Source organism: Pseudomonas sp. Q1-7 (assembly GCF_028010285.1).
GTDB lineage: Bacteria > Pseudomonadota > Gammaproteobacteria > Pseudomonadales > Pseudomonadaceae > Metapseudomonas.
Genome location: NZ_CP116304.1, coordinates 612,877 through 634,357, shown reverse-complemented (window position 1 = coordinate 634,357; position 21,481 = coordinate 612,877). Strand labels below are relative to the sequence as shown.

Here is a 21,481-nt window from a genome sequence, read left to right as displayed (position 1 = left end):
TCCGCCAGCTAGCTTATATGTTCACGGCCAAATGAGCGGAATCACCGACAGCGTTGTCACAGGAACGCATTGAAAATCGACCCCAGTGAATTTGGCTTGGCAAAGGCTGACTCCACGCAACAACCAAGACAGCAGGGAGGCTCAGATGAGCGACGACGCAGTTGAAAAAGGCAGCACCGGTCTGCTCAGCATTGAGATGGTTCCGACCACGTCCGAGCCCCTGATTGCCGAGGACAAATCGCCCGACGAATCGACCGAGCCGGTGCCAGTCAAAGCCGTTAAGATCCAAGCCACCGTCGTTGCCAAGCTCAACCTCGCTGATTACCAGAATGCTGTCCCGCTGATCCGTGAGCTGCGAGTCATCAACGAGACCGCGACAAAGTACAGCGATCTCGAACTTACGCTGTCTTCCGATCCGGCCGTATTCAAGCCGAAGACCTGGCACATCTCTGAGCTCAGCGCGGAGGTTTTTCGGCAAATCCCGGGGCTCGATCTAGCCGTTGATGGGAGCATGCTCGCCAAACTGACCGAGGCCGAGCACTCGACACTCAACTTCGTTCTGACCTGTAGAGGGGAATCCCCCGAGGCGCGCCGCGAAGTCATTGCTCAGACTGATCTCCCGCTGGAGGTGCTGCCGCGGAATCAGTGGGGAGGACTGGCCCACCTTCCGGAGTTAACGGCTGCGTTCGTACAGCCCAATGATCTAGCCGTGGAGACCCTGCTTAAGAAAGCGGCCGAACTGCTGCGCAAGCATGGGAAAAATGCAGCTCTGGACGGTTACTCCAGTGGCTCCGAGCATGCCTGGGAAATCGTTTCCGCCATCTGGAGTACGGTGGTGTCCATGGGGCTGGACTATGCCCTGCCGCCGGCAAGTTTCGAGCGAGATGGTCAGAAGGTGCGCAGCCCCAGCCACCTGGCTGAACACGGCCTTGCAACCTGCTTCGACACCACCATGCTGTTCTGTGCACTGCTTGAGCAAGCAGGCCTTAATCCGCTGATCATCTTTACCCGTGGCCACGCATTTGTTGGCCTATGGCTAAAAAACGAAGAGTTCACGACAACGGTCGTCGACGATATCACTGCGCTGCGGAAGCGCATGAAGCTCAACGAACTCGTGCTGTTCGAAACCACACTTGTCACCCAGCGCCCATCCGTGGGTTTGCGCTACGCCATCGAGCGCGGTGCGGAACACCTTGCCGAAGGTAAGGAAGCCACGTTCGAAATGGCGCTGGATATCCGTCGGGCACGCCTTCAGCGAATCAAGCCGATGGCCAGCGGGGAAGCCCAGGCAGTTGGCAGCGGTACAGCTCAAGAAGAAGCCTCCGCAGCGCTTGCACCCGAGATCGAAGCGCCGATGGCGTTGCCGAGCGATGTCGCGGACACAGTCGATGTCGCGAGCCTTGATCCCAAGGATCGCCTAGGCCGCTGGCAGCGCAAGCTGCTGGACCTGTCCCTGCGCAACAACCTGCTCAACTTCAAGACGGGCAAGAAAGCGCTGAAACTCGAGGCGCCTAATCCCAGTGCGCTCGAAGATCTGCTGGCCACCGGCAAGCAAATCAAGCTGATGACACGGCCGGATCTGATGGATGGTGCTGATCCGCGCGACAAGGAGCTCTACGAATCCCGCGAACGCGAAAACGTCCGGCGACAGCATGCCCTCGATGCGCTCAAGCGCAACGAGGTGTTCATCGCCCTGTCGCAAACAGAACTCGACAGCCGCCTGATCGAGTTGTACCGCGGCGCCAGAACCAACCTCCAGGAAGGGGGTGCCAACACCCTGTTCCTCGCCCTTGGATTCCTTTCGTGGACACGGGAAGACCGTGACAACCAACGCTATCGTGCACCGCTGATCCTGGTTCCGGTAACCCTGGAGCGTAAGAGTGCGCGCTCGGGCTTTACGATCCTCCTGCATGATGACGAGCCACGCTTTAACCCGACACTCATTGAGATGCTGCGCCAGGACTACGAACTGAACCTTGGCGTGGCGGAAGGTGAGTTGCCGCGGGACGAATCGGGCCTGGACATCGACGCGATCTGGCGCAATGTCGCGCACGCGGTGAAGGACATCAAAGGCTGGGAAGTGAGTGAGGACGTTGTCCTCTCAATGTTCTCCTTCGCCAAATACCTGATGTGGAAGGATCTCAGCGAGCGCACCGATGCCCTGCGGGATAACCCCGTAGTGCGTCATCTGCTGGACACGCCCCGCGATGCGTACAGCTCGGCCACTAATACCCCATTCCCCGCCAGCAACAAACTCGACGCTGAGTACAGCCCGAAGCAGGTGTTCTGCCCCCTCCCCTATGACTCTTCACAGCTGTCGGCGGTGCTAGCTGCCTCACAGCAGAAGGACTTCGTGCTGATCGGTCCGCCGGGGACTGGCAAGAGCCAAACCATCGTGAACATGATCGCCCAGTTCATCGCCGAGGATAAGCGCGTGCTTTTCGTCTCGGAGAAAATCGCGGCGCTCAATGTCGTGTACCGCCGCCTACGGGAAGTGGGCCTGGGCGAGTTCTGCCTGGAAGTCCACTCCAACAAGGCGAGCAAGACGGATGTGCTGTCGCAACTCAATGCCGCTTGGCAAGCTCGTGGCGAGGTGGACGCAGAAACCTGGAAAACTGAAGCCGAGCGCCTTGAGTCACTGCGCAAGAGCCTTAACGTCTACGTCGATCGACTGCACCACCGTTATCCAAATGGGCTGAGCATCTACGATGCGATCGGCGCCACCATCGCCGGCCAAGACTTGCCTGTCGTCTCGTTGTCATGGCCGACACCACTGATGCACGACCGTGAGGCGTTGCATCGCCTGCTGGAGCTCACGGATCGCCTGGAAGTCAATGCGCAATCAGTTGGGTATTCCAAGCTTACCGAACACCCCCTAGGCGCGATTAGTCAGCACGACTGGTCGCCAACTTGGCAGCAACAGGTGATCCAGGCCGCGCGCGACGTTATCCCAGCAATCAATTCGATGGGGAAAGACGCAGCGCACTTCATCGAAGCGGCTAACCTCCCCAATATCGAGCTCACTCGTACGACGCGCGAGGGTCTCTCGACGCTTGCCGCAACCCTGCCCCAGGCGGCCGGCCAGGATTGGAGATTCGTCCTTCGGCCAGATGCCCGCCTCATCGCGCAACGCCTACAACAAGGCTGTGAACTGGTTAAGGTGCATCGCGAGATCAACGGCAAGCTTCCCGCGCCTTGGTCGCAAACCACAATCACTGCCTGCCAGGATGGCTTGGAGCTACTCGAACAGCACGCCCAGCTGACGCAGTCGTTACCGGAGCCACTCGCGGTGTCGAACATGGTCGTGCTGTCGCAAGCAATCAAGCTGTTTGACGAAATTGCAGCCTTGCGCCAATGCCTATCGGTTTCCTACACCCCTGGCATTGAAGATCTGGATGTCGCCGCCTTGCTTGGAGAGTGGGACCGGGCCGAGCAGTCGTTTTGGCCTAAGTCCTGGCTGGGGAAACGACGAATCAGGCAGCAACTGAGTCAGCTCATCGACGGCAACGCCGAACCCAACATCCCCGTCGACCTCCAGAATCTGGTTTCGATTCGAACCGTGCGTCAGCACATAGAGGGCTTGGGACTCGGTTCCGACACCGCCGAATTCTGGCGAGGAGCGAACTCGGATCCTGCCGTACTGCTCCAGGTGAAAACACTCCAAGTCGCCATTCAAGCAGCCAAGGAGAACCGTGGCTGGGAGGATGAAGGTTTTGAACTGATCGCTCAGGGCGCGGCCGGCTCCGCATTGAAAGGCACGCTTGACGCCATGCGTGAACAACGTGTGCTTCATCGGAAGATTACTGCCCACGGTGAGCCTCTGAAATCAGCCGCTGCTGGCCTGTGGCAGGATCTCAGCACAAGCAAAACCAACCTTGCTGCCGCGATTGCGTTTCAGAAAGAACGTCGTGCAATAGTCGAGGAAGGCCGCCTCGAGCAAGACCATGAACTGATCGCCACCGGCAAATGTGGACCGACCCTGCGGGCAGAGCACAACCTGCTCGAACAGCGGGCAAACAACGAGCGGACGCTGAAGGAGTTCGCTGACCTACGCGACCTCGCCGCCGGGCTCTGGACAGGTTTACACACCAAGACCGACGTGGCTTTGGCCGCAGTGAATTTCCAAGGACACATCGCTACTGCCGTCTCCCAGTTGGCACGTACTCCGGATGAAATCACCTCACTCAAGTCGGCGCTGACGCAGCTACTGGGTGATGGCAACGCCCTCCTCGAGTCACAAGGTCTGGTGAACCAATATGGTCGGCAGTACCTGGCGTCCGTGGCCCAACTCAAAAACAGCTTGGACCGGCTGGCCTCTACGGGACACTTCAGCAACGACGGCAGCGAACGTGTTGGCGGCCTGTCCCTTGATGAGCAACGTCAGCAGTGTGAAGGCATCATTCAGGCTGAACACAACCTGCATGATTGGAGCGCATGGTGCAAAGTCCGTGACGAGGCATCCGGCCTCGGACTCCGGCCTCTCATTCAAGCTCTTGAGAATGGGCTCCTGGCTCAGGGCACGATCAAGAAGGTGTTCCAAGCCAATTACGCTCGCTGGTGGTTGAACGCAACGGTCGATCAGGAGCCGACTATTCGCAACTTCGTCAGCGTCGAGCATGAGCAACGTATCCGGGATTTCCGCGCCCTCGATGAGAAGCTCACTGCCCTCACCCGAGATTTGCTGCGGGCCCGTTTGTGTGCAGGCCTGCCGACGCCCGACAGTGTCACTCAAGCCTCGGAGTGGGGCGTGCTGCGCCACGAGCTTTCGAAGAAAACCCGACACAAGCCACTTCGCGAATTGATGTCGACCATTCCGGCAGCCTTGGCAAAGCTCACGCCGTGCATGCTGATGAGTCCGCTGTCCATCGCCCAGTATTTGTCGACAACATCGACCGTGTTCGACGTGGTCATCTTTGACGAGTCCTCGCAAATCCCCGTGTGGGATGCCATTGGCGCCATCGCACGGGGGCGCCAGGTGATCATGGTTGGCGACCCGAAACAGATGCCGCCCACCTCCTTCTTCGACCGCGCCGAAACGACGAACGAAGACGATGATGTCGAGCCGGATCTGGAGAGCATCCTGGACGAGTGCCTGAGTGCCAACCTGCCTACCCTCGACCTGAATTGGCACTACCGCAGTCGGCACGAGAGCCTGATCACTTTCTCCAACCATCGTTACTACAAAGGCAATCTGGTTACCTTCCCGGCACCGGTCACATCCGATCGCGCGGTAAGCCTGAACCTCGTTCAAGGCGTCTACGACAGGGGTGGCTCGCGCACCAACCTGGGCGAAGCCAAAGCCCTTGTGGCACATCTCGTGGCGCGCCTGCGCACCCGCGAGGTGAAGGAGAACAAGCTGACCTTCGGCGTCGTTACTTTCAACGGCGAACAGCAACGCCTCATTGAAGACTTGCTCGATGCCGAGCGCCGCAACGACCCGTCACTCGAAAGCTACTTCGCTGACACGCAGTTGGAACCGGTCTTCGTTAAGAACCTGGAAAGCGTCCAGGGCGACGAGCGGGACATCATCTACTTCTCCATCACCTATGGCCGAGATGCCGCAGGCCATATGACGATGAGCTTCGGGCCGATGAACCGTCCAGGCGGTGAACGTCGCTTGAACGTAGCGGTTACCCGTGCTCGCCATGAGCTACTGGTTTTCTCCACCATGAGTCCGGACCTCATCGATCTGGCCCGCACCCAGTCCATTGGCGTGCGAGACATGAAGCACTTCCTCGAGTTCGCCGAGCGCGGACCGCGGGCAATCGTCGAGGCAACTGCTAACAGCCTTGGGAGCTTCGACAGCCCCTTCGAGGAACAGGTCGCCAAAGCGTTGGGTCGCAAGGGCTGGCATGTCGCGACGCAGATTGGCGTCTCTGCGTTTCGGATCGACCTTGCCGTGGTTCACCCGGACGCTCCGGGCCGCTACCTCGCGGGCGTTGAATGTGACGGCGCCACTTACCATCGCAGCGCCACTGCCCGAGACCGCGACAAGCTCCGCGAACAGGTGCTGCGTGGCCTCGGCTGGGAGATTCTGCGCGTTTGGTCAACCGACTGGTGGATCAACCCCATCGGAACCGCCGAAAAACTTCACGAACGCCTGGAAACGCTGCTGGCTGAAAGCCGTGCCCGCCAAGCCAGTGCGCAAGCCGATTTGACCTACCCGGTTGAAGAGGTGAAAGAAGCAGTAGAAGTCGCCAGCGACGACGTGCAACCGATGGAGGAAATTGCCTTACCTGTTGGCCGTATGACTGACGCCCCACAGGTCAGCGGCCAGTACGCGAGGGCATTCACGCCAGAGGCTACTGCCGTCCCCGAACAGCAGTCGGCTGTGTACCGTAAGGTGGACCCGCTTGCCGCGGTTGAGACCGTCGACCCAGAGGCGTTCTTCGAGGACCATTACAACAACGTCCTGACCTCCATGATTGCTCACGTCGTGGTTCACGAAGGCCCGGTGCTCGACGTTATCCTGGCCCAGCGAATTGCGCGAGCGCATGGCTGGGTACGCACCGGCAACCGCATTCGTGATCGCGTCAGCCGACTGGCGGAGCAGACCCACCGCAAGACGGCAGAAGATGTCGGCGACTTCTATTGGCCATCCCATCTCGAAGATGACAGCGCAGTATCGTTCCGAAAGGCGGCCGATAGTGACAGCCTGCGCGGCGTGGATGAGATCAGCCAGAAAGAGCTTGAGGCTCTGGCGCGTGAGGTCTTGGCTCGAGGCGAACTCGCCGACAATCTGCTTTACGCCATGGCACGTGCTATAGGGCTGCAGAAAGTCTCTGCTCAGAGCAAGCAGCGACTTGAACAGGTCATTGCCAACGTGAACCAGGCCGCCGCTCTGTAGGAATCGAGGCGGAGGGAGTTCCCTCCGCCGCCTCAGTGCCATGCGTATCCAAACTGCAGGGACCAAGCCCCAGGAGAAGGTCCTTGCTTACCAGCGAAGGCCGGCTAAGCACAACTAGAGAAATCCGCGTGCTGATTCGCCGTTAAAGTGTCGCGGTGAGAAAATCCTTCGCCTGAAGAGCCTTAACCGGCGCGAATCCCGCGGTCTTCTTGAACGACATGTTGTGAACGAAATTCCTCATCGAGTCCGACGGGTCAATCGCATCAAGATTGAGCGACACGATCGTCCGCCGGGAGATCGCCACACTGAGCAAGGGCAACTCTTCCAGATGCCCCGAGGACGTGTTGAGGAGCCGGTCGGTAGCGGTGACGATGACCAGCTCATCAGTGAGTATCGCCAGGAGTTCTCGACCAACCCGCAATACGCAACTGCAGACGTAGTCCTGCAGCAACTCGTTGTATTTCCCCGCCGGGAGCTTCTTCGTGGATAGCTTGCCACTCTGCAGCAGGCTCTTGCTCTCTGCCGGGATGACGCGATCCCCGTGGACACTGAGGAAAACCTCAACCAGCCCGCCCTCCTGGATGACAAATTTGACTGAGGTGCCCAGCATGGAAATGTCTTCGAACGGGTTCAGCAGTTCGATCGCATCCAACTTGGCTTGGCCCTCCCCTCTCAACAATCGCTGGGCCAATGCGTAATCCGTTTGCCATTCTGAGTATTCGGTGTGCCAGGCCTCCCTCTCCTTCTTGAAGCGATCGGAGTCTTCCGCACGGCCCTTATCGACGGCATTTCGCAGCGACGCTAGCTGGCGCTGCTGTAAGCCGAACAAGCGCGCAAAGAAGCCAGGCTGGTAGCTGTCCAAGCGCGATTGTGCCGCCACTTCCGAAGAGGCAACCCGCTCTGGTTCTCGTGGTTCAGGTCGTGCCAGATAACTAGCCCAATCGACCTGCTCAGAGCATTCCTTGTGGACCGACTGCAGGACTTCGATGTAGTTGTCGTAGACCTCCACTTCGTAAGCCGCCTGCTCAAGCGCCTCCATCTTGGCGTATTCCTTGCCGCGCTTCTCCAACTCTCTCTGCTTACGCTGCGCATTCCGTTCTGCTCGGCGAGATGCAGCCTGCATGGAGCGCAATGTTCCCTTCCAGCCCATGATTTTGACCCCCTTGTCGATTCCCTATCAGTCGCTCGTGTCCGAATAACCGAAGCAGAATCATATCGCCATCACTGGGCAACCGAAACGTTCGGTAGACGCGGGGAGGCATGTGGGCAGAATAGTGAAACGAGATTGCTTTTGTGGTCCAACTGACGGACTTGAACCCATTCACTTAATGCCGAATACTGGAGTGCTTACTGATACAAGGCACTGCAGTTTGACTTTATTGGACGCCACACTCGCCCTGTTGCTCGCTGCCCAGATTCACTGTTCGGATAGCGCCATCAAGGCCACTGCCAAACGCTGCGCCAAGCGCCTGCCCCGCAGCAAGCGAGATTTGATGTTCTCGATCATCGACAGCTCAGAGCCACTCCAGCTTGTCAGGTACATAGCGGAGAACCTGGACTGAGCAGGTCGGGGATAAGGCTATCCTCATAAATGACGAGCGCAATGGTAACCAAGCACTATTGGTAAACCGTACGGCTGCCCTACATGACATCACGGAGAACACGATGAGCAAACTAGCGGAATTCAAACGTCTTGAAGCGCAGCTCGCGGAACAACTGGCCGCGCTGAACAGCCTCAAGAACGATGCAGAACTCAAGCGCGAAATTGAGTTCGAAACCAAACTCAGAGCACTGCTGAATGAGTACGGCTTCGGGCTCAAGGTGGTAATCAATATCCTTGATCCAGGTCGTGCACGAGCGCCAATGCCTGCTCAGAAAGGCCGACGGCGCGAGCGCACTGTCAAGGTCTACAAGAATCCACACACCAACGAAGTGGTCGAGACCAAAGGTGGCAACAACAAGGTTCTGAACGCCTGGAAAGCCGAATACGGCGCTGAGGCAGTTAAGTCCTGGCTCCAGTGATCTCGTCGACCTTGGTGGGGCCTTCCAAGTAACCCTATCACGAAGCTTCTGCCTGACGTGATCGGGTACTACTCGCCCCTCCTAAGTCGCCGGTCTGGGATGTTAAAAATGGTACTTGTCGAATCGACGCTTAAAGGCTTCGGCGGATCCTTCCATGATATCCAGTACAGCAGTCGACGTGTCTGCCCGATCGAGCCCCCCTACCGCAAGTTTCACGCCTCGGCCCTGAGCTACCTCCAGGGCATATACCAGGTCAGTATCGGCGTTTACAGGAAGGTTGGCATTGTGCGTGGCAAGAATTAGCTGTCGCTGGTTCTTCACCTTCCGCAGCAGGGGTACCAACTCGCGATAGATGAAGTTCGAATCCAGTTCATCTTCCGGCTGGTCGATGATAATGGGCCCCTCTCCCTTGGCCAGCAGCAAATTCAACACCGCTGTATTGCGCTGTCCTTCCGACAGAGCATTGCTCAGCACGCTCCCGACCAGAGTCCGGTCCGCCCGGTACAATTCAATGTCTACGCGCTCTTCCACTCGGGTCAACCTTGCTACCCGCCACGCTGCCTTCTGCTCGTTGAAGTAGGTGACCAGCTCAGCCTTGTATTCCAGAAGTGCCAATGGCAACTCACGGGTGCCAGCCACCACATGTTGGATGTGAAGCCAAGGTGAGTCCGCCTTTGGTTGAACCTCGTGCTGGTACCGAAGAAAATCCGCGAACAGCAGCTTGCCAATGTGATCCCACGCTCGCCCCAATCGACTGCGTCCATCAGGAATCATCTCGTCCCAAGCGTTGAAATAGTCCCGACCTTCAGCCATAGGTTGGACCAACACTCGAATAGAACCGTCAGCCTTTTCACTGATTTCTGCCGCAGCAAGCTGCCGAACCGCACACTGCTGTTCCCACAACAGGTTCATGTCATTCAAAGCTGTATTCAAGCGATCACGCTGCGGCCTGAGAACGTTCAGCCGCGCTTCTTTTTCCTTGAGCGAATGGAGCTTTGTCTGGCGTACCTTGTCGATCTCTTGGAGGCGCGTGACATCCTGTGGCTGTAGACCACGCTCACGGCAGGCCACGAGAAACGCCTCTTTGGTACCTTCCAGATCCTTCAGTACCTGTTCCCAACCATCGCCTTGTGCCAGAAGCTCCGCCGCATCCTGGCGCATTTCAACCACCAACGCCTCGACCTTGGTTTTGTAAACGTCTCGCAGCTGCGACGCCCCTAGCGTCAACTCGTTGAACCAAGAAGCCCTAGGCCACACCTCAACTTTTCCATCGTTGAGCACGCCCTGCGACGACAGTTCACCGACCACCTTGATCAGCCGATTGATGTCCTCCGATACTTGAGTCTGAACCTGATCAAAGTACCGCCGGGCCCCCTCTGCACGCTGATATCGCTGGGCCTCATCCTGAACCTCACTTCGCGCCTGCCACTGTCGATCCAGCTCCTGGATCTCCTGCTTCAGAACCGTGACTTCCTCGTGTAGAGCTCCGAGCTGATCCATGGCCGCAAACAGTTGCTGGATCTCGGCCCGCAGTGTGTCTTCTTGTCCCTTCAGTCCCTGCAGTTCTGCCGCACACGATTCGTCGATCATGGCCAGAAGTCGGCCACCGCCATGCGCGTCGGTAAGTTCACTGAGCTGCTGTTGACTGTAGAACTGCACTGGTAGCTGTCGGAGATAGACGGCAAGGTCGTGTACCTCTCCTTGCAGCAGGGCATGGCCCTCGTGTGGCTTCAGCGAAATGATATCTACCTGACCCGGCAGACTCTCCCACCCGACCTGTATCTCCGCATTGTCGGTATAGGTGGCCTTCACCCGATCGAACTTCGACCGGGTTGAGTCGGAAATCGCGTCGCCGTGATCGCGACTGAACGCAAACCGCAGCAGTTCCAACGCTGTGGATTTACCCGTACCCCGCCCGCCGATCAGCGTATTGAGGTTGGGCGAGAAGTGAATTTCCTGGTCGTCGAGGAACTTGAGTCCGCGACACCTCAGAAAGACGATCCGAGGATGTGTCTGCTCGTCCGAAGGTCGGACGGTCTGCAGCCGAAGGCGAGACTTGCCATCAAGGAAAGCCTGCCGGAGTGATGTGATCGAAGGCTTCGACGATTTGACCCAGGTGTGTCGGTAGCCCAGCGCATTTTGCAACGGGCGGCCCTCTGCATCAGTTTTTAACGACTTCGCATCCGATGACTGCACATAGGCCGGTTGTCGTCCAACACGCGACCAGTCCTTGTTACGCCCTTCCAGGATGGCGCGATACTTCTCTGACATCGGATAGCCAGTCAGCTCCAGGGCCAACAGACCCGGCAACTTGTAATCGTCAATGTTGCGTGGAGCCGACAGCAAACCATCCTGTTGGTCGGCATGCGCAGCGATTACGATACCGCCATGCTCCTTCTGCACCGTGTCCAACAACGTCTTCAGGCTGATCGACTCGTCGCCGCGACGAAGTGCGGTGGGTATCCCACCACGAAAACGCTGATTCTCTGCCAAGCCCAGCTTGATCAAGATCATGTTGACGCGCCGCAGGTGACTCACCTTGGTGGCAGGATCAAACAGGCAGAGAACGTGGTAGCCAATATCCACTTCAAAGCCCGGCAAGATGTACAGCGGGGGGCGTCCAAGCTCCCGGGCAACAGTCTTGTTCTGCTCAACGAGATGGGTGAGGAACCAATCACGCGGCTCCGTTTTCTCGGAGAAGTTGTGATCGGTGATACCAATGACTTCCAGCTCCAGCTCATGGCAGCGGCGTAGAAAACACTTGGCTTTGCCCTGGATATCCGCTTCGTCAGGCTCGCCGTTGACTATTGGATGTCGAGGGCTCAACAGGCGCAGATCATCATCCGCCCAATGCTTGTTGTCCTCGGGCGTTTGGACCTGAAAATCCGTTTTGAACCAACGCATGCCCTGGTAATCGCTCACCCTGCCTCCTTGCTACTGACCTGACGCACAGCCGGAACGTGCGGTACTCATCACCGAGGAAAGGAACCTCGCGCGCACGTCGCCCAAAGTTGATATCACTACAACATTGAATTGACTCTAACCTGCCTGCATTTCGCCTGGATAGGGTGCGCTGAAGGAAGACGAATTCCATTCCTCGTCATCTCAAGCGGAGTCGCCGAAAGATCAGTGGAACTGCTCCGCGAGGAGTTAAGTGTTCAAGCTCCGGTCAGGTGATGCAGCCCCGATCGAGGCGCTTCACCGCCCCCTGCCACCCCTTACAAATCCAGCAGTACGATTGGCCCCAACTACCAACGGAAGGAAAGAGAGGGCTTGGTCGCAGTCAATCGCAGGCACGAAGAGCGAGCTGCCACGGGCGCGCGACCAGCTCCCGGCAAGCAGCCTCTGTGCCGCCGAAGCAAAACCTGACTGGTTGATTGAATGCGGTGGGTGTTGCGTAACCCACGGCCTGTCCCTGTTCGTTCCACAGACCGCCTCCACAGGCCCGCAGCAGCGCGTGGCCCGCCACCACGTCGTGGGGCGACACCGCGTACAAGGACACCGCGGCTATCCCATCCCCAGCGGCCACGCGGGCGAGGCGATAAGCAATGCTCGGCATCGGGTGGAAAGTCGCAGGCGCACAGAGCGCGGCGTTCTCGATCGGTCGAGCACGCGCCGCGAGGCTGACAAAGACCTGGCCCCCCTCCTTCAAGCCGCCTGCTGATGCGTTCGGCGCAGTCAATGCGCCATTGCGCAGCAGGGAGGGCAGCCCCCGGGACCAGGCGATGCAATCCGGTCCGCGGTCCGTCCTGGGGGCATAGACCACACCCAGTACCGGCACACAGTCATCCAGCAGCCCCACCGAGATTGCCGAGCCCGGGTGCCCTTGCAGGAAGTCGCGGGTGCCATCATTGGGATCCACCACCCAGCAATAACGATGGCCCGTCAGAAGGACGCCAGTTTCCTCACCGACAAAGTCGCAGGCCAGCAACCGGGTCAGTCCCTGGCGCAGCATGACCTCAACCTCGACGTCGATCTCGGCCTTGTCCCCGGCCCCCCTCGGCCCACCCGGTCGCAGCAGTTCCGCAACGATCCGGTGTCCCGCCTCCAGCACCAAAGCGGTCACCGCATCGAGCAGCGCGCGATCGACTGGACGGACTAGCAGTACGGATGACGATGGATCGGAACGTTCACGCATCCTGATACCTCCTCAGGGCAGTCGAAGCCCCTATTCGTTCGGTACGCGTCCAGGTCGGCCAATCGGCCGCAAATTTGGGGCCCTCCACGCGTGGGCGTGGAGGGGACACCAATCGCCCACGTCAGTGGTAGACCCCATACTCGATACGCGTGAGAAACACCTCGAGCAGTTCCAGGTCATCTGCGTTGGCAAGCAGGTCGACGGGTCGCCGCCCATCCAGCCCGAGCGCCGGCGTGGTCATCCAGCGCTCAGCTTTCTCCCGACTCCCAAAGACCCGCTCTGCATGTTCCAAGATGTGGGCGTATTGCACGTCGTAGCTGCTAGTCATGGTGGTCTTCTCTCCTCGTGAGTCCAACCTAGCCCCCGCCCATCCGAAGCCGCTGAGGCAGTGAGGCAGGACATGTGGGCCGAGGCGAACTGCGTCGCTAGGAGCGGCGCAGTTCGCCGAACGGCATGTCCGGTTCGATATAGCGCAGGGCGGCCTTGGCATCGCGCCAGCCGACATAACTCATCAAGGCCTTGGCACTCCACTGGTTGCGACTGGCCCAGGTCGCAAACCCCCGGCGCAATGAGTGGCTGCTGAACCGCTCGCTTTCCAAGCCACTGCACAACATGACCCGACGGAGGATGCGCGAGACGCTGTACGCGTGCAGCCCCTCCTCCGCCAGGTTGCCCCAGCGATCCACCGCGCGAAACACCGGGCCCTGGCGCAAGCCCGACGCGGCGATCCAGTCGAGGTACGCCTCCACCGGGCACAGCCGCGTTAACGCCGGCACCGAGAACGAACGACCGCGGTTGTCACGGTCGCCCTTGCCACTGGGTAGGAACAGCTCCATCCCCTCCCCCGGCCGCGCCTGGACAAACTCCACCCGGAGCCGGCACAGGTCATCGCTGCGAAAGGCGCGCCAGAAGCCCAGCAGGATCAGAGCGCGATCCCGCCGGCACTGTAGGAGGGCAAGAAGCCGCCCCAGGTGCCCTCGAAATGCTCGAGCGCCTGCTGATAGCGACGCTGGGTACTCGCGCGCCGGGCGGCCTGCCGATAGTGATCCACCTTCTCTGTCATCGCACTGCCCTCCGGCGTACCGGAAAAACCGCCCATTTTGGGCGCCACTGACGCTGAGGTTTGAGAATGCCCGCTTCTCAAGCGCTAATTCGGCTGACTCTCCGCGCGGAAGCCCGCGGTCGATACCGTCGTACTTCCATACTCCACAACACACCACGCAATCGTCGGAGGGCAGGCATCATGAAACGGTCAATTCAGTTATCTCCTGGCTCAACGGCTGACGACGCCTGAATTTTGATTTCCATGCATTGCCCCTGGTGTACTAGCCAATGAAGCAGTCGATCCTGTCCGATCGCAATGTGAACAGGACGGGAAGTGAGCATGGCGTCGCAGCGTTAAAAACAAGCTAGTAACTGCTGCCTGTAATGCTGGGAAAAGCTCACCTGATAACTTGGCTCGGTTGTAACGCCCCCAAGCGAAATCATGCTGGTAGCGACTGCTGCAATCGTCTGATCCGTGTTACTTCCAGGATTGAAATCCAGCCCATTGAGATTGCCGACAGGATCAACCAAACCAGGCTTGGCATCGGCAGTGAAGGCTGGGGCCTGTACCGCGTTTAGTACCGCCAGGTCATCCGGCAGGTCATCCGCAATGCGCTCGGCAAAACCCTGTAAGGTCAGTTCCGCCAGCATGAACAACCATGCCTGATCATCGGATTCGCCGGTGCGTCGGAGCACTCGTCCCAGCACTTGCCGGTAATGCAATTCGGTGCGGATGCGGCTGAGGTAGCAGCACACTTGCAGCCGGGGGATGTCCGTGCCTTCGCTGATCATTCCAACCGCCACAATCCACCGGCAGACGCCATGTCTGAATGCATTGATCACCTGCTGCGCATCGGGGGTTTTGTTGGTCACGATGCGGCAAGCCTCCCCCCTGACGCCCAGGGCTTGAGCAATTTGTTGGGCGTGCTCAATGTCGGTGGCAACCACCAAGCCAGCCGCATCAGGTTTGATCTGGCGAAGCTCATCCAGTTTGCTGCAACTGAGGTCGAGCAGTTGATCGATCACCTCGTCGTGCCTCAGCAGTTCTTCGTAGGTGACGGGGGACTCCCCCAACAGCTTCGCAATGCTGGGAAACATCGTCACGGTGCTATCAGTGCCCAGCTCCTCGGTGAGTTTCACCTTCTGATTGTCGAGCAGGACAATGCGAGGAGAACGGCACACGCCGTCGGCAATGGATTCTTTCAGGCCGTAACGGTAGTCGCAGATCAGCTGCCTCTCGGGCATTGAATAACGTGCCAAGGCAATGGCCCTGTCGTCCGAACGCCAAGGTGTGCCGGAGAGCGCCAAGGTGAAGGCAGCCCGGTCTTGAATTCGGTGCAGTATCTGTTGACCCCAGGCGTTGCTGAGCAGTAGGTCATGACCGGCGCAGTGGTGAATTTCGTCGAAGACCACGAGCACTCGATAGTCATCGAGAAGCTGCCAGAACCCCTCATCTCGGTATTCCATGGCCTGGTAGGTGAACGCCGCTCCCACTGCGCCTATTTGGCCGTCCAGACGTCTGCCGAGCACCGCCGCAAAGGTCGAGCGAAAGCCCTCAACAACCTGGCAAGATGGTGCAAAGCACAACACCAGATCGATCTTGTCCTGCTCAAGCAGTCTGCGGGCCAGCTCTGCCGCCATACGCGTCTTGCCGGCCCCTGGCGTTGCCTGACAAAAGAAGTGCGGCGTGACGGTAAAGTGCTCCAACGCCATGTTGATGCAGCTGAATTGCCAGTCTCGTAGCGATCGGGTCATCGTGCAGCGGCAAGCGTCTTGAGGGTCTTCTCGATAGCGCGGAGATGTCCCAGCAGGCGTGAACTGCGGTCTCTAGCCTCCAGATACTCGGCTTCGACCTTGTCACGCAGATGCGGCATATCATCCAGGAGCAGCTTGTATCGCTCCGCCTCGCCCATCGACGACAGGAAGTCCAACCGGACTTCGTTATGGAGCGCTTCCAAGTGCTGCTCCGCATCGGATGACGGTTCGAGCGGCACGGTCGCATCATCCAGAACTGAAGACTGCTGCTTTGGCTCGGATGCAGTTTGGAAACTGTTCTCGAACCCGTTATCGATCAGCTCCAGTTGCAGATGAGCCGGTGTGGGTTGCAGGCGGTAGACCTGTCCCCGCGAACGTCGCTCGTCATCGAGTACAACCCACCCCGTGCGCAGCATTCGGCGAATCTGGTCATACACGTAGCGACGCACATCGCCGATACGGAAAGTCATGCCTTCCAGGCGCTTGGCATAGGCATCACGCAGTTCACGAGTCGTGAACCGTACGCGCCCTTCCTCCTGAAGCAGCTCATACAGTCGCCTGTCGAAGATAAACGAGGCCGATTTCATTGCGGCACCAGAAGAGTTAACGCGGAAGAAATGCGGATTATAATCCGTGGTCTGTGCGTCCGCAAACGCACGATAGTGCCGCCTCAAGTGAAATTGAGACGGTCATGGATAACTTGGCGAAGGCGTTAGGGAAACGCATCCGAACGCAGAGGAAGGCCTGCCGGATTTCGCAAGAAGCTCTAGCGCTGGCCTGCAGTATCGACCGCAGCTACATGGGCCGGATCGAGCGTGGTGAAGTCAGCATCACCGTCGAGAAACTGTATCTGATCGCAAGCCAGCTCGCCTGCGAACCGTCCTGCCTTCTGCCTCAAATGTCAGAGCTGTAGCCCAGCATCTGATCGAGAGCGGTGCTCAAGAAGCCCTTTTGAGTAGACGTTTAGGCGTATGGGCCAGCCAACCGCCCAGTGGGTTCACACTCCTTGCCCTTCTCCAAACCGACCTTAAGGAAACGACGCTGATTGGCGGAAACTTGTCCGGCCAAACGGCGGGCTTCAGCTTCATACAGCTCGATTGCCAAGGGTAGAGCGTGACGATCCTTAGGTTGCATGAGCGACCTCCACCGCAGAGGGATGTGGGGAGAATTTCATGGGGTCGAGCCGGCCGCAAGCTCGGCACAGCCAGCTGACTGTATGGCCAGCCCCTCTAAGACCCTCCGGTTCTCGGAAATTCGAGATCCTCAACTCAGCTACGTACACGACCCTGGCCAGGGTGGCCATCGTTAGCATCTTCAAAATCACTAGCGCAAAAGCCCGGCTCTTGGGGTCGTTATCCAGCACTTCAAGCGACAGCTTCTCGTGGCCGGATCGCAACTGGCCAGGTTGACTGCCACTCATCCGCTCCGCACAAAAAAACGGAAAAAAGTTAAATTAGGTAAGTGGTTAATTTATAACAGATAAATCTCAGCTAATAGTTAGTAGGGTTCCGGAACCGCCGAAACGGTGCGCTGGCGAGGATAACGAACCCGCGTCAGATTGTTGTACAGCAGCGCGCAGCCCAGCAGGCCAGTGCTTCCCGCCAGTGCCGGCAGTACAGACAACCAGGCCGGATCTCCCGGTTGCGGGGCGGCGAACACCATACAGAAAGCGAGGGCCCCGCCAGGCGGATGAAGGCAGCGTAGCGGGTACATCAGCAACAGGCTCAGGCCGAGGGCCAGTCCCGCCCCGCTCAGGTTGTGGCCAAGCAGCTGACTGACCGGGAGCGCCACGAGTGATGCGCACAGATAGCTGCCGAGTATCGACCAGGGCTGCGCCAGGGCGCCGGACGATACGGCAAACAGGAGGATGGCAGAAGCAGCCAGAGGGCCGGCGAAATGGAGCGCCGTTTGCGGCCCGAAAAACTGGACGCACAGCCAGGTACTGAACAGGAAACCCAGAGAGGCGCCAAGCGCGGCACGTAACCATTCGCGCGGCCGGGTATGTGGGGCTTCCGGAAGAAGCGCGACGATCCGTCGTGGCAGGTGAATTAGAAGCGTCATAAGGATCCGGCAAAAAAAGCGGGCTCGACATTGTCTGAAGAGCCCAGCAAGGTGCCGCTAACGGCACGCGGGAGCATCCATCCCTGGATGAGGAGCACTCAGGCCTCGAAGCGGTCCAGCGGCGACTCTTCGAGTGCTTCGGGTATCGGCCTAATCACACTCTCGCAGCGCCGGCCGGTAGCCGCCGTCATCCGGGCGGCGGCCTCCGGGTCGTCGGCGAACGGCAGCAGCGCCGCCTGCTCCAGGTTCCGCGGTTGCCTGCAGCACCACCAGCAACCGAGGATACAAACGAGGCTGGCGAGAGCAGCCAGAATAGGGAAGATGGACATCGGCAACTCCTCAGGCCTCGGCAGCGACGTGAAGCTCGTTGACACGCTCACCGGCACGGATGGTCAACCAGGCATTCCAGGCCATCAACAGCATGCCGAAAGCAAAGGTCGCGCCGCCAAGTAGGCGTACCAGATAGCCCGGATGACTGGCCTCCAGCGCCTCAACGAAGGAGTAGGTCAGCGTGCCGTCCTCGTTCACCGCACGCCACATCAGTCCCTGGGTAATGCCGTTGACCCACATGGCAGCGATATAGAGCACCGTGCCGATGGTGGCCATCCAAAAGTGCGCATTGATCAGCCCGACGCTGTGCATCTGACTGCGCCCATAGAGCTTGGGAATCATGTGGTACAGGGCTCCGATGGAGATCATCGCCACCCAACCTAGCGCGCCGGCATGAACATGACCGATGGTCCAGTCGGTGTAGTGCGACAGCGAGTTGACCGTCTTGATGGCCATCATCGGACCTTCGAAGGTGGACATGCCGTAGAAGGCCAGGGACACCACCAGAAAGCGCAGGATGGGGTCAGAGCGCAGCTTATGCCAGGCGCCGGACAGGGTCATCATGCCGTTGATCATGCCGCCCCAGCTCGGAGCCAGGAGGATGACCGACATGGCCATGCCGAGCGACTGGGCCCAGTCCGGCAGGGCGGTGTAGTGCAGATGGTGCGGACCGGCCCAGATGTAGAGGCTGATGATGGCCCAGAAATGCACGATGGACAGGCGGTAGGAGTAAATGGGCTTCTCCGCCTGCTTGGGCACGTAGTAATACATCATCCCGAGAAAGCCCACGGAGAGGATGAATCCCACCACACTGTGGCCGTACCACCACTGGATCATGGCGTCGGTGGCGCCGGAATATGCCGAGTAGGACTTGAGCAAGCTGACCGGGACCGAGACGTGATTGATCACGTGAACCATCCCGGTGACGATGATGAAGGCCCCGTAGAACCAGTTGCCGACGTAGATGTGCTTGACCTTGCGCCGGGCGATGGTGCCGAAGAACAGGTAGGAGTAGACCAACCAGACCAGGGTCACCCAGAGGGCGATTGGCCACTCCATCTCGGCGTACTCTTTCGAGGTGGTGATGCCCAGCGGATAGCTGACGATCATAGCCACCACACTCGCCTGCCACCCCCAAAACACGAAGTTCGCCAACCCGTCCGAGATTACCCTGACCCGGCAAGTCCGTTGCACCACGTAGAAGGAGGTGGCGAACAGCGCACCGCCGCCGAAGGCGAAGATCACCAGGTTGGTATGCACGGGGCGGATACGCCCGAAACTGAGCCAGGGAACGCCAAAGTTCAGTTCGGGCCAGACCAGTTGGGCTGCGATGAATACACCCATGCCCATACCGAAAATGCCCCAGAACAGGGTGGTGAGCGTAAAGCGGCGAACGATCTCGTAGTTGTAGAGGTCGGAAGTTGCAGGGGGAATCGCACTGGCCATCTTGGTTCCGTCGTACTCCTGGTTTGCGAACAGCCCCCTCCCGTCGCCGTGAAAGGTGGCGACAGGAACGAGCACCGTGAGGAGTGAGAATCACGACGGCATCGAAGGGAGCCGTAACAGTCTGCAGAGCCGGAATGAATGCAACAAACTAATAATAATGAAGCATCAGTGCATTTATTTTTATACAAAATGGTCGAACACTCTGACCGCATGGCTGATGCCCTGATATCACCACCAGAGTTTTCGAGCCTTGATCGCTCCGATCAGTTGGCTGAGAGTGGCTTTTAGATAAAAAATAATGAGCCATTCGGCCATTAAAATTCATTTAATTTCAATTGGCGGGCATGCCTAGTATTTCCCCTGTCGCTGTCGTGCACATCGCATCGCGGCGCCGAGGAGAACGCCATGCATGCTGCCCTGCACACTCCACTGGTCGACCTGCTGGGTTGCAGTGTCCCGATCATCTCCGCCGGAATGGGCGGTGTCGCCCGCCATGAACTGGCTGCCGCGGTGAGCAACGCTGGCGGCTTCGGTTGCCTGGGAATGGTGCGTGAACCGGTGGCGCTGATTCGGCACGAGGTGCGGGCTTACCGCGCCTTGAGTGAGCGACCTTTCGCGGTCAATCTGATTCCCGCTGCCACTCCAACCGAATTGCTCACCGAACAGGTGCGCGTCTGCCTGCAACTGCAGGTACCGGCAATAGCGCTGTTCTGGGATGTGCAACAAGATCTCATCCGGCGCCTGAAGGATGCCGGGGTGCTTGTCCTGCAGCAGGTCGGTCGGCGCAGCCATGCGGAGGAAGCCCTGGAGGCTGGAGCCGATGTACTGGTTGCCCAGGGCATCGAAGCGGGCGGACATGTCTGGGGCGAGGTCTCGACACTGACGCTGGTCCCGGAGCTGGTCGCGCTATCCGCGGTTCCGGTGGTGGCTTGCGGAGGTATCGCCAGTGGCCAGGCGCTCGTGGCGGCCCTGGCCTTGGGAGCCCAGGGCGTCGCCTGTGGCTCGGCGTTCCTCGCAACCCACGAGTCCTATGCCCACGACTTTCACAAGGCACAGGTGGTCACGGCGCACGCCGACGACCCCGTGCTGAGCGTCGCGTTCTTCCGCAACTGGCCGATGGCAGCTCCGGCACGCGTATTACCCAACGCGGTAACACGCGGCGAATACGCCGAGTTGCAGGCCTCGCGCAGCACCCCCGTGATTGGCGAGCAGGATGGCGGGCCGATTTACCTGTTCTCCACTGACTCGCCCCTGCGCGATGCGCACGGCGCGCTGGGCGACATGCCGATCTATGCTGGGCAATCCTGCGGACAGATCAACGACATCTGTACCGCAGGAGAACGTGTCGCACAGCTGGTCGACGAGGCCCAGGAGTGCCTGCAACGCCTGCAGCGTGAGACGCGCCCCTCGACCACTACCGCCCCCGGTCTGATCGAATGGCTGCAAGAACTGCTACGGGCCGAGCGGGCCGGCGCTCGCCTGATGCTCGATAGCGCTCGCCAGACCCTTGATCCAACCCTGCTGCAGCGCTTGAACGAATTGCACCGTGACGAGGCGGAAAGCTGCCGGCGCTTGCGCATTTGCCTGCAGGGCTTGGGCGCAGAGCCAGGCAACGGGGTGGGAGACTTCTACCAAAAGGCCATGGCCATCGATGATCTCGCCGAACGCCTGCGCTTTATCGCTCGCGGCCAACGCTGGGTTGCACGCCAACTGACCGAACGCCTGCCGCACATCCGTCAACCCTGGTTGCGCCAAGAGCTGCAGCTCGTACTGCGCCTGCATCAGGGTACCGACGACGCCTGAGCACACCGAGTTTCTGACGACAACAAAGGGATTAC

The 21,481-nt window shown here is 59.2% G+C and carries 16 protein-coding genes; 5 read left to right on the top strand and 11 right to left on the bottom strand.

Features of this window, described 5'->3' with window-relative positions:
- The first annotated feature begins 145 nt into the window (after positions 1–145).
- A complete protein-coding gene (locus PJW05_RS02845; RefSeq protein ID WP_108240774.1) occupies positions 146–6,847 on the top strand; it encodes a DUF3320 domain-containing protein in 6,702 nt (2,233 codons plus the stop codon).
- 142 nt (positions 6,848–6,989) lie between these two features.
- Here PJW05_RS02845 and PJW05_RS02840 read toward each other — a convergent pair whose 3' ends face one another.
- Positions 6,990–7,997 carry a hypothetical protein gene (locus tag PJW05_RS02840; protein WP_108240773.1) on the bottom strand — a complete coding sequence of 336 codons (1,008 nt, stop codon included), beginning with the start codon at positions 7,995–7,997 and terminating at the stop codon, positions 6,990–6,992.
- Positions 7,998–8,175: 178 nt separating this feature from the next.
- Between PJW05_RS02840 and PJW05_RS02835 the strand changes: the two genes are divergently transcribed.
- A complete protein-coding gene (locus PJW05_RS02835; RefSeq protein ID WP_226923109.1) occupies positions 8,176–8,409 on the top strand; it encodes a DUF7740 domain-containing protein in 234 nt (77 codons plus the stop codon).
- 103 nt (positions 8,410–8,512) lie between these two features.
- Positions 8,513–8,869, top strand: coding sequence for a histone-like nucleoid-structuring protein, MvaT/MvaU family (locus PJW05_RS02830; protein WP_108240771.1), 357 nt, complete (start codon positions 8,513–8,515; stop codon positions 8,867–8,869).
- Between the two features lie 102 nt (positions 8,870–8,971).
- On the opposite strand, the gene PJW05_RS02825 is transcribed toward PJW05_RS02830, so the two are convergent.
- The 7 genes from PJW05_RS02825 to PJW05_RS02795 form a co-directional block, all read right to left on the bottom strand.
- Positions 8,972–11,791 carry a TrlF family AAA-like ATPase gene (locus PJW05_RS02825; protein ID WP_108240770.1) on the bottom strand — a complete coding sequence of 940 codons (2,820 nt, stop codon included), beginning with the start codon at positions 11,789–11,791 and terminating at the stop codon, positions 8,972–8,974.
- Between the two features lie 361 nt (positions 11,792–12,152).
- A complete protein-coding gene (locus PJW05_RS02820; protein ID WP_108240769.1) occupies positions 12,153–13,007 on the bottom strand; it encodes an inositol monophosphatase family protein in 855 nt (284 codons plus the stop codon).
- A gap of 121 nt (positions 13,008–13,128) precedes the next feature.
- On the bottom strand, positions 13,129–13,335 hold the full coding sequence (locus tag PJW05_RS02815; protein WP_226923102.1) for an MbcA/ParS/Xre antitoxin family protein: 207 nt from the start codon (positions 13,333–13,335) through the stop codon (positions 13,129–13,131).
- A 97-nt stretch (positions 13,336–13,432) separates the two neighbouring features.
- Entirely contained in the window at positions 13,433–13,891 is a 459-nt protein-coding gene (locus tag PJW05_RS02810; RefSeq protein WP_240431981.1) for a tyrosine-type recombinase/integrase, read from the bottom strand.
- 38 nt (positions 13,892–13,929) lie between these two features.
- Complete coding sequence (locus PJW05_RS02805) at positions 13,930–14,106, bottom strand: hypothetical protein (RefSeq protein WP_271412319.1); 177 nt, start codon at positions 14,104–14,106, stop codon at positions 13,930–13,932.
- Between the two features lie 299 nt (positions 14,107–14,405).
- Positions 14,406–15,806 carry a DEAD/DEAH box helicase gene (locus tag PJW05_RS02800; RefSeq protein WP_108240767.1) on the bottom strand — a complete coding sequence of 467 codons (1,401 nt, stop codon included), beginning with the start codon at positions 15,804–15,806 and terminating at the stop codon, positions 14,406–14,408.
- Positions 15,803–16,393, bottom strand: a complete 591-nt coding sequence (locus PJW05_RS02795) for a hypothetical protein (RefSeq protein ID WP_108240766.1) — start codon at positions 16,391–16,393, stop codon at positions 15,803–15,805. The genes PJW05_RS02800 and PJW05_RS02795 overlap by 4 nt, the downstream gene beginning before the upstream one ends.
- A 104-nt stretch (positions 16,394–16,497) precedes the next feature.
- Between PJW05_RS02795 and PJW05_RS02790 the strand changes: the two genes are divergently transcribed.
- Positions 16,498–16,719: a helix-turn-helix domain-containing protein gene (locus PJW05_RS02790; RefSeq protein WP_108240765.1), complete on the top strand. Its 222-nt coding sequence runs from the start codon at positions 16,498–16,500 to the stop codon at positions 16,717–16,719.
- A 584-nt stretch (positions 16,720–17,303) separates the two neighbouring features.
- Here the strand turns inward: PJW05_RS02790 and PJW05_RS02785 are convergent.
- The 3 genes from PJW05_RS02785 to ccoN all read right to left on the bottom strand — a co-directional run bounded on the left by PJW05_RS02785 (position 17,304) and on the right by ccoN (position 19,643).
- The gene (locus tag PJW05_RS02785; RefSeq protein WP_108240764.1) at positions 17,304–17,867 is read right to left on the bottom strand and encodes an HPP family protein; all 564 of its coding nucleotides are present in this window, start codon (positions 17,865–17,867) and stop codon (positions 17,304–17,306) included.
- Positions 17,868–17,965: 98 nt separating this feature from the next.
- Positions 17,966–18,196 carry a hypothetical protein gene (locus PJW05_RS02780; protein WP_413465154.1) on the bottom strand — a complete coding sequence of 77 codons (231 nt, stop codon included), beginning with the start codon at positions 18,194–18,196 and terminating at the stop codon, positions 17,966–17,968.
- Positions 18,197–18,206: 10 nt separating this feature from the next.
- The gene (gene ccoN / locus PJW05_RS02775; RefSeq protein ID WP_108240762.1) at positions 18,207–19,643 is read right to left on the bottom strand and encodes a cytochrome-c oxidase, cbb3-type subunit I; all 1,437 of its coding nucleotides are present in this window, start codon (positions 19,641–19,643) and stop codon (positions 18,207–18,209) included.
- 405 nt (positions 19,644–20,048) lie between these two features.
- Between ccoN and PJW05_RS02770 the strand changes: the two genes are divergently transcribed.
- Positions 20,049–21,446: a nitronate monooxygenase gene (locus tag PJW05_RS02770; RefSeq protein ID WP_108240761.1), complete on the top strand. Its 1,398-nt coding sequence runs from the start codon at positions 20,049–20,051 to the stop codon at positions 21,444–21,446.
- The last annotated feature ends 35 nt before the right edge of the window (positions 21,447–21,481 follow it).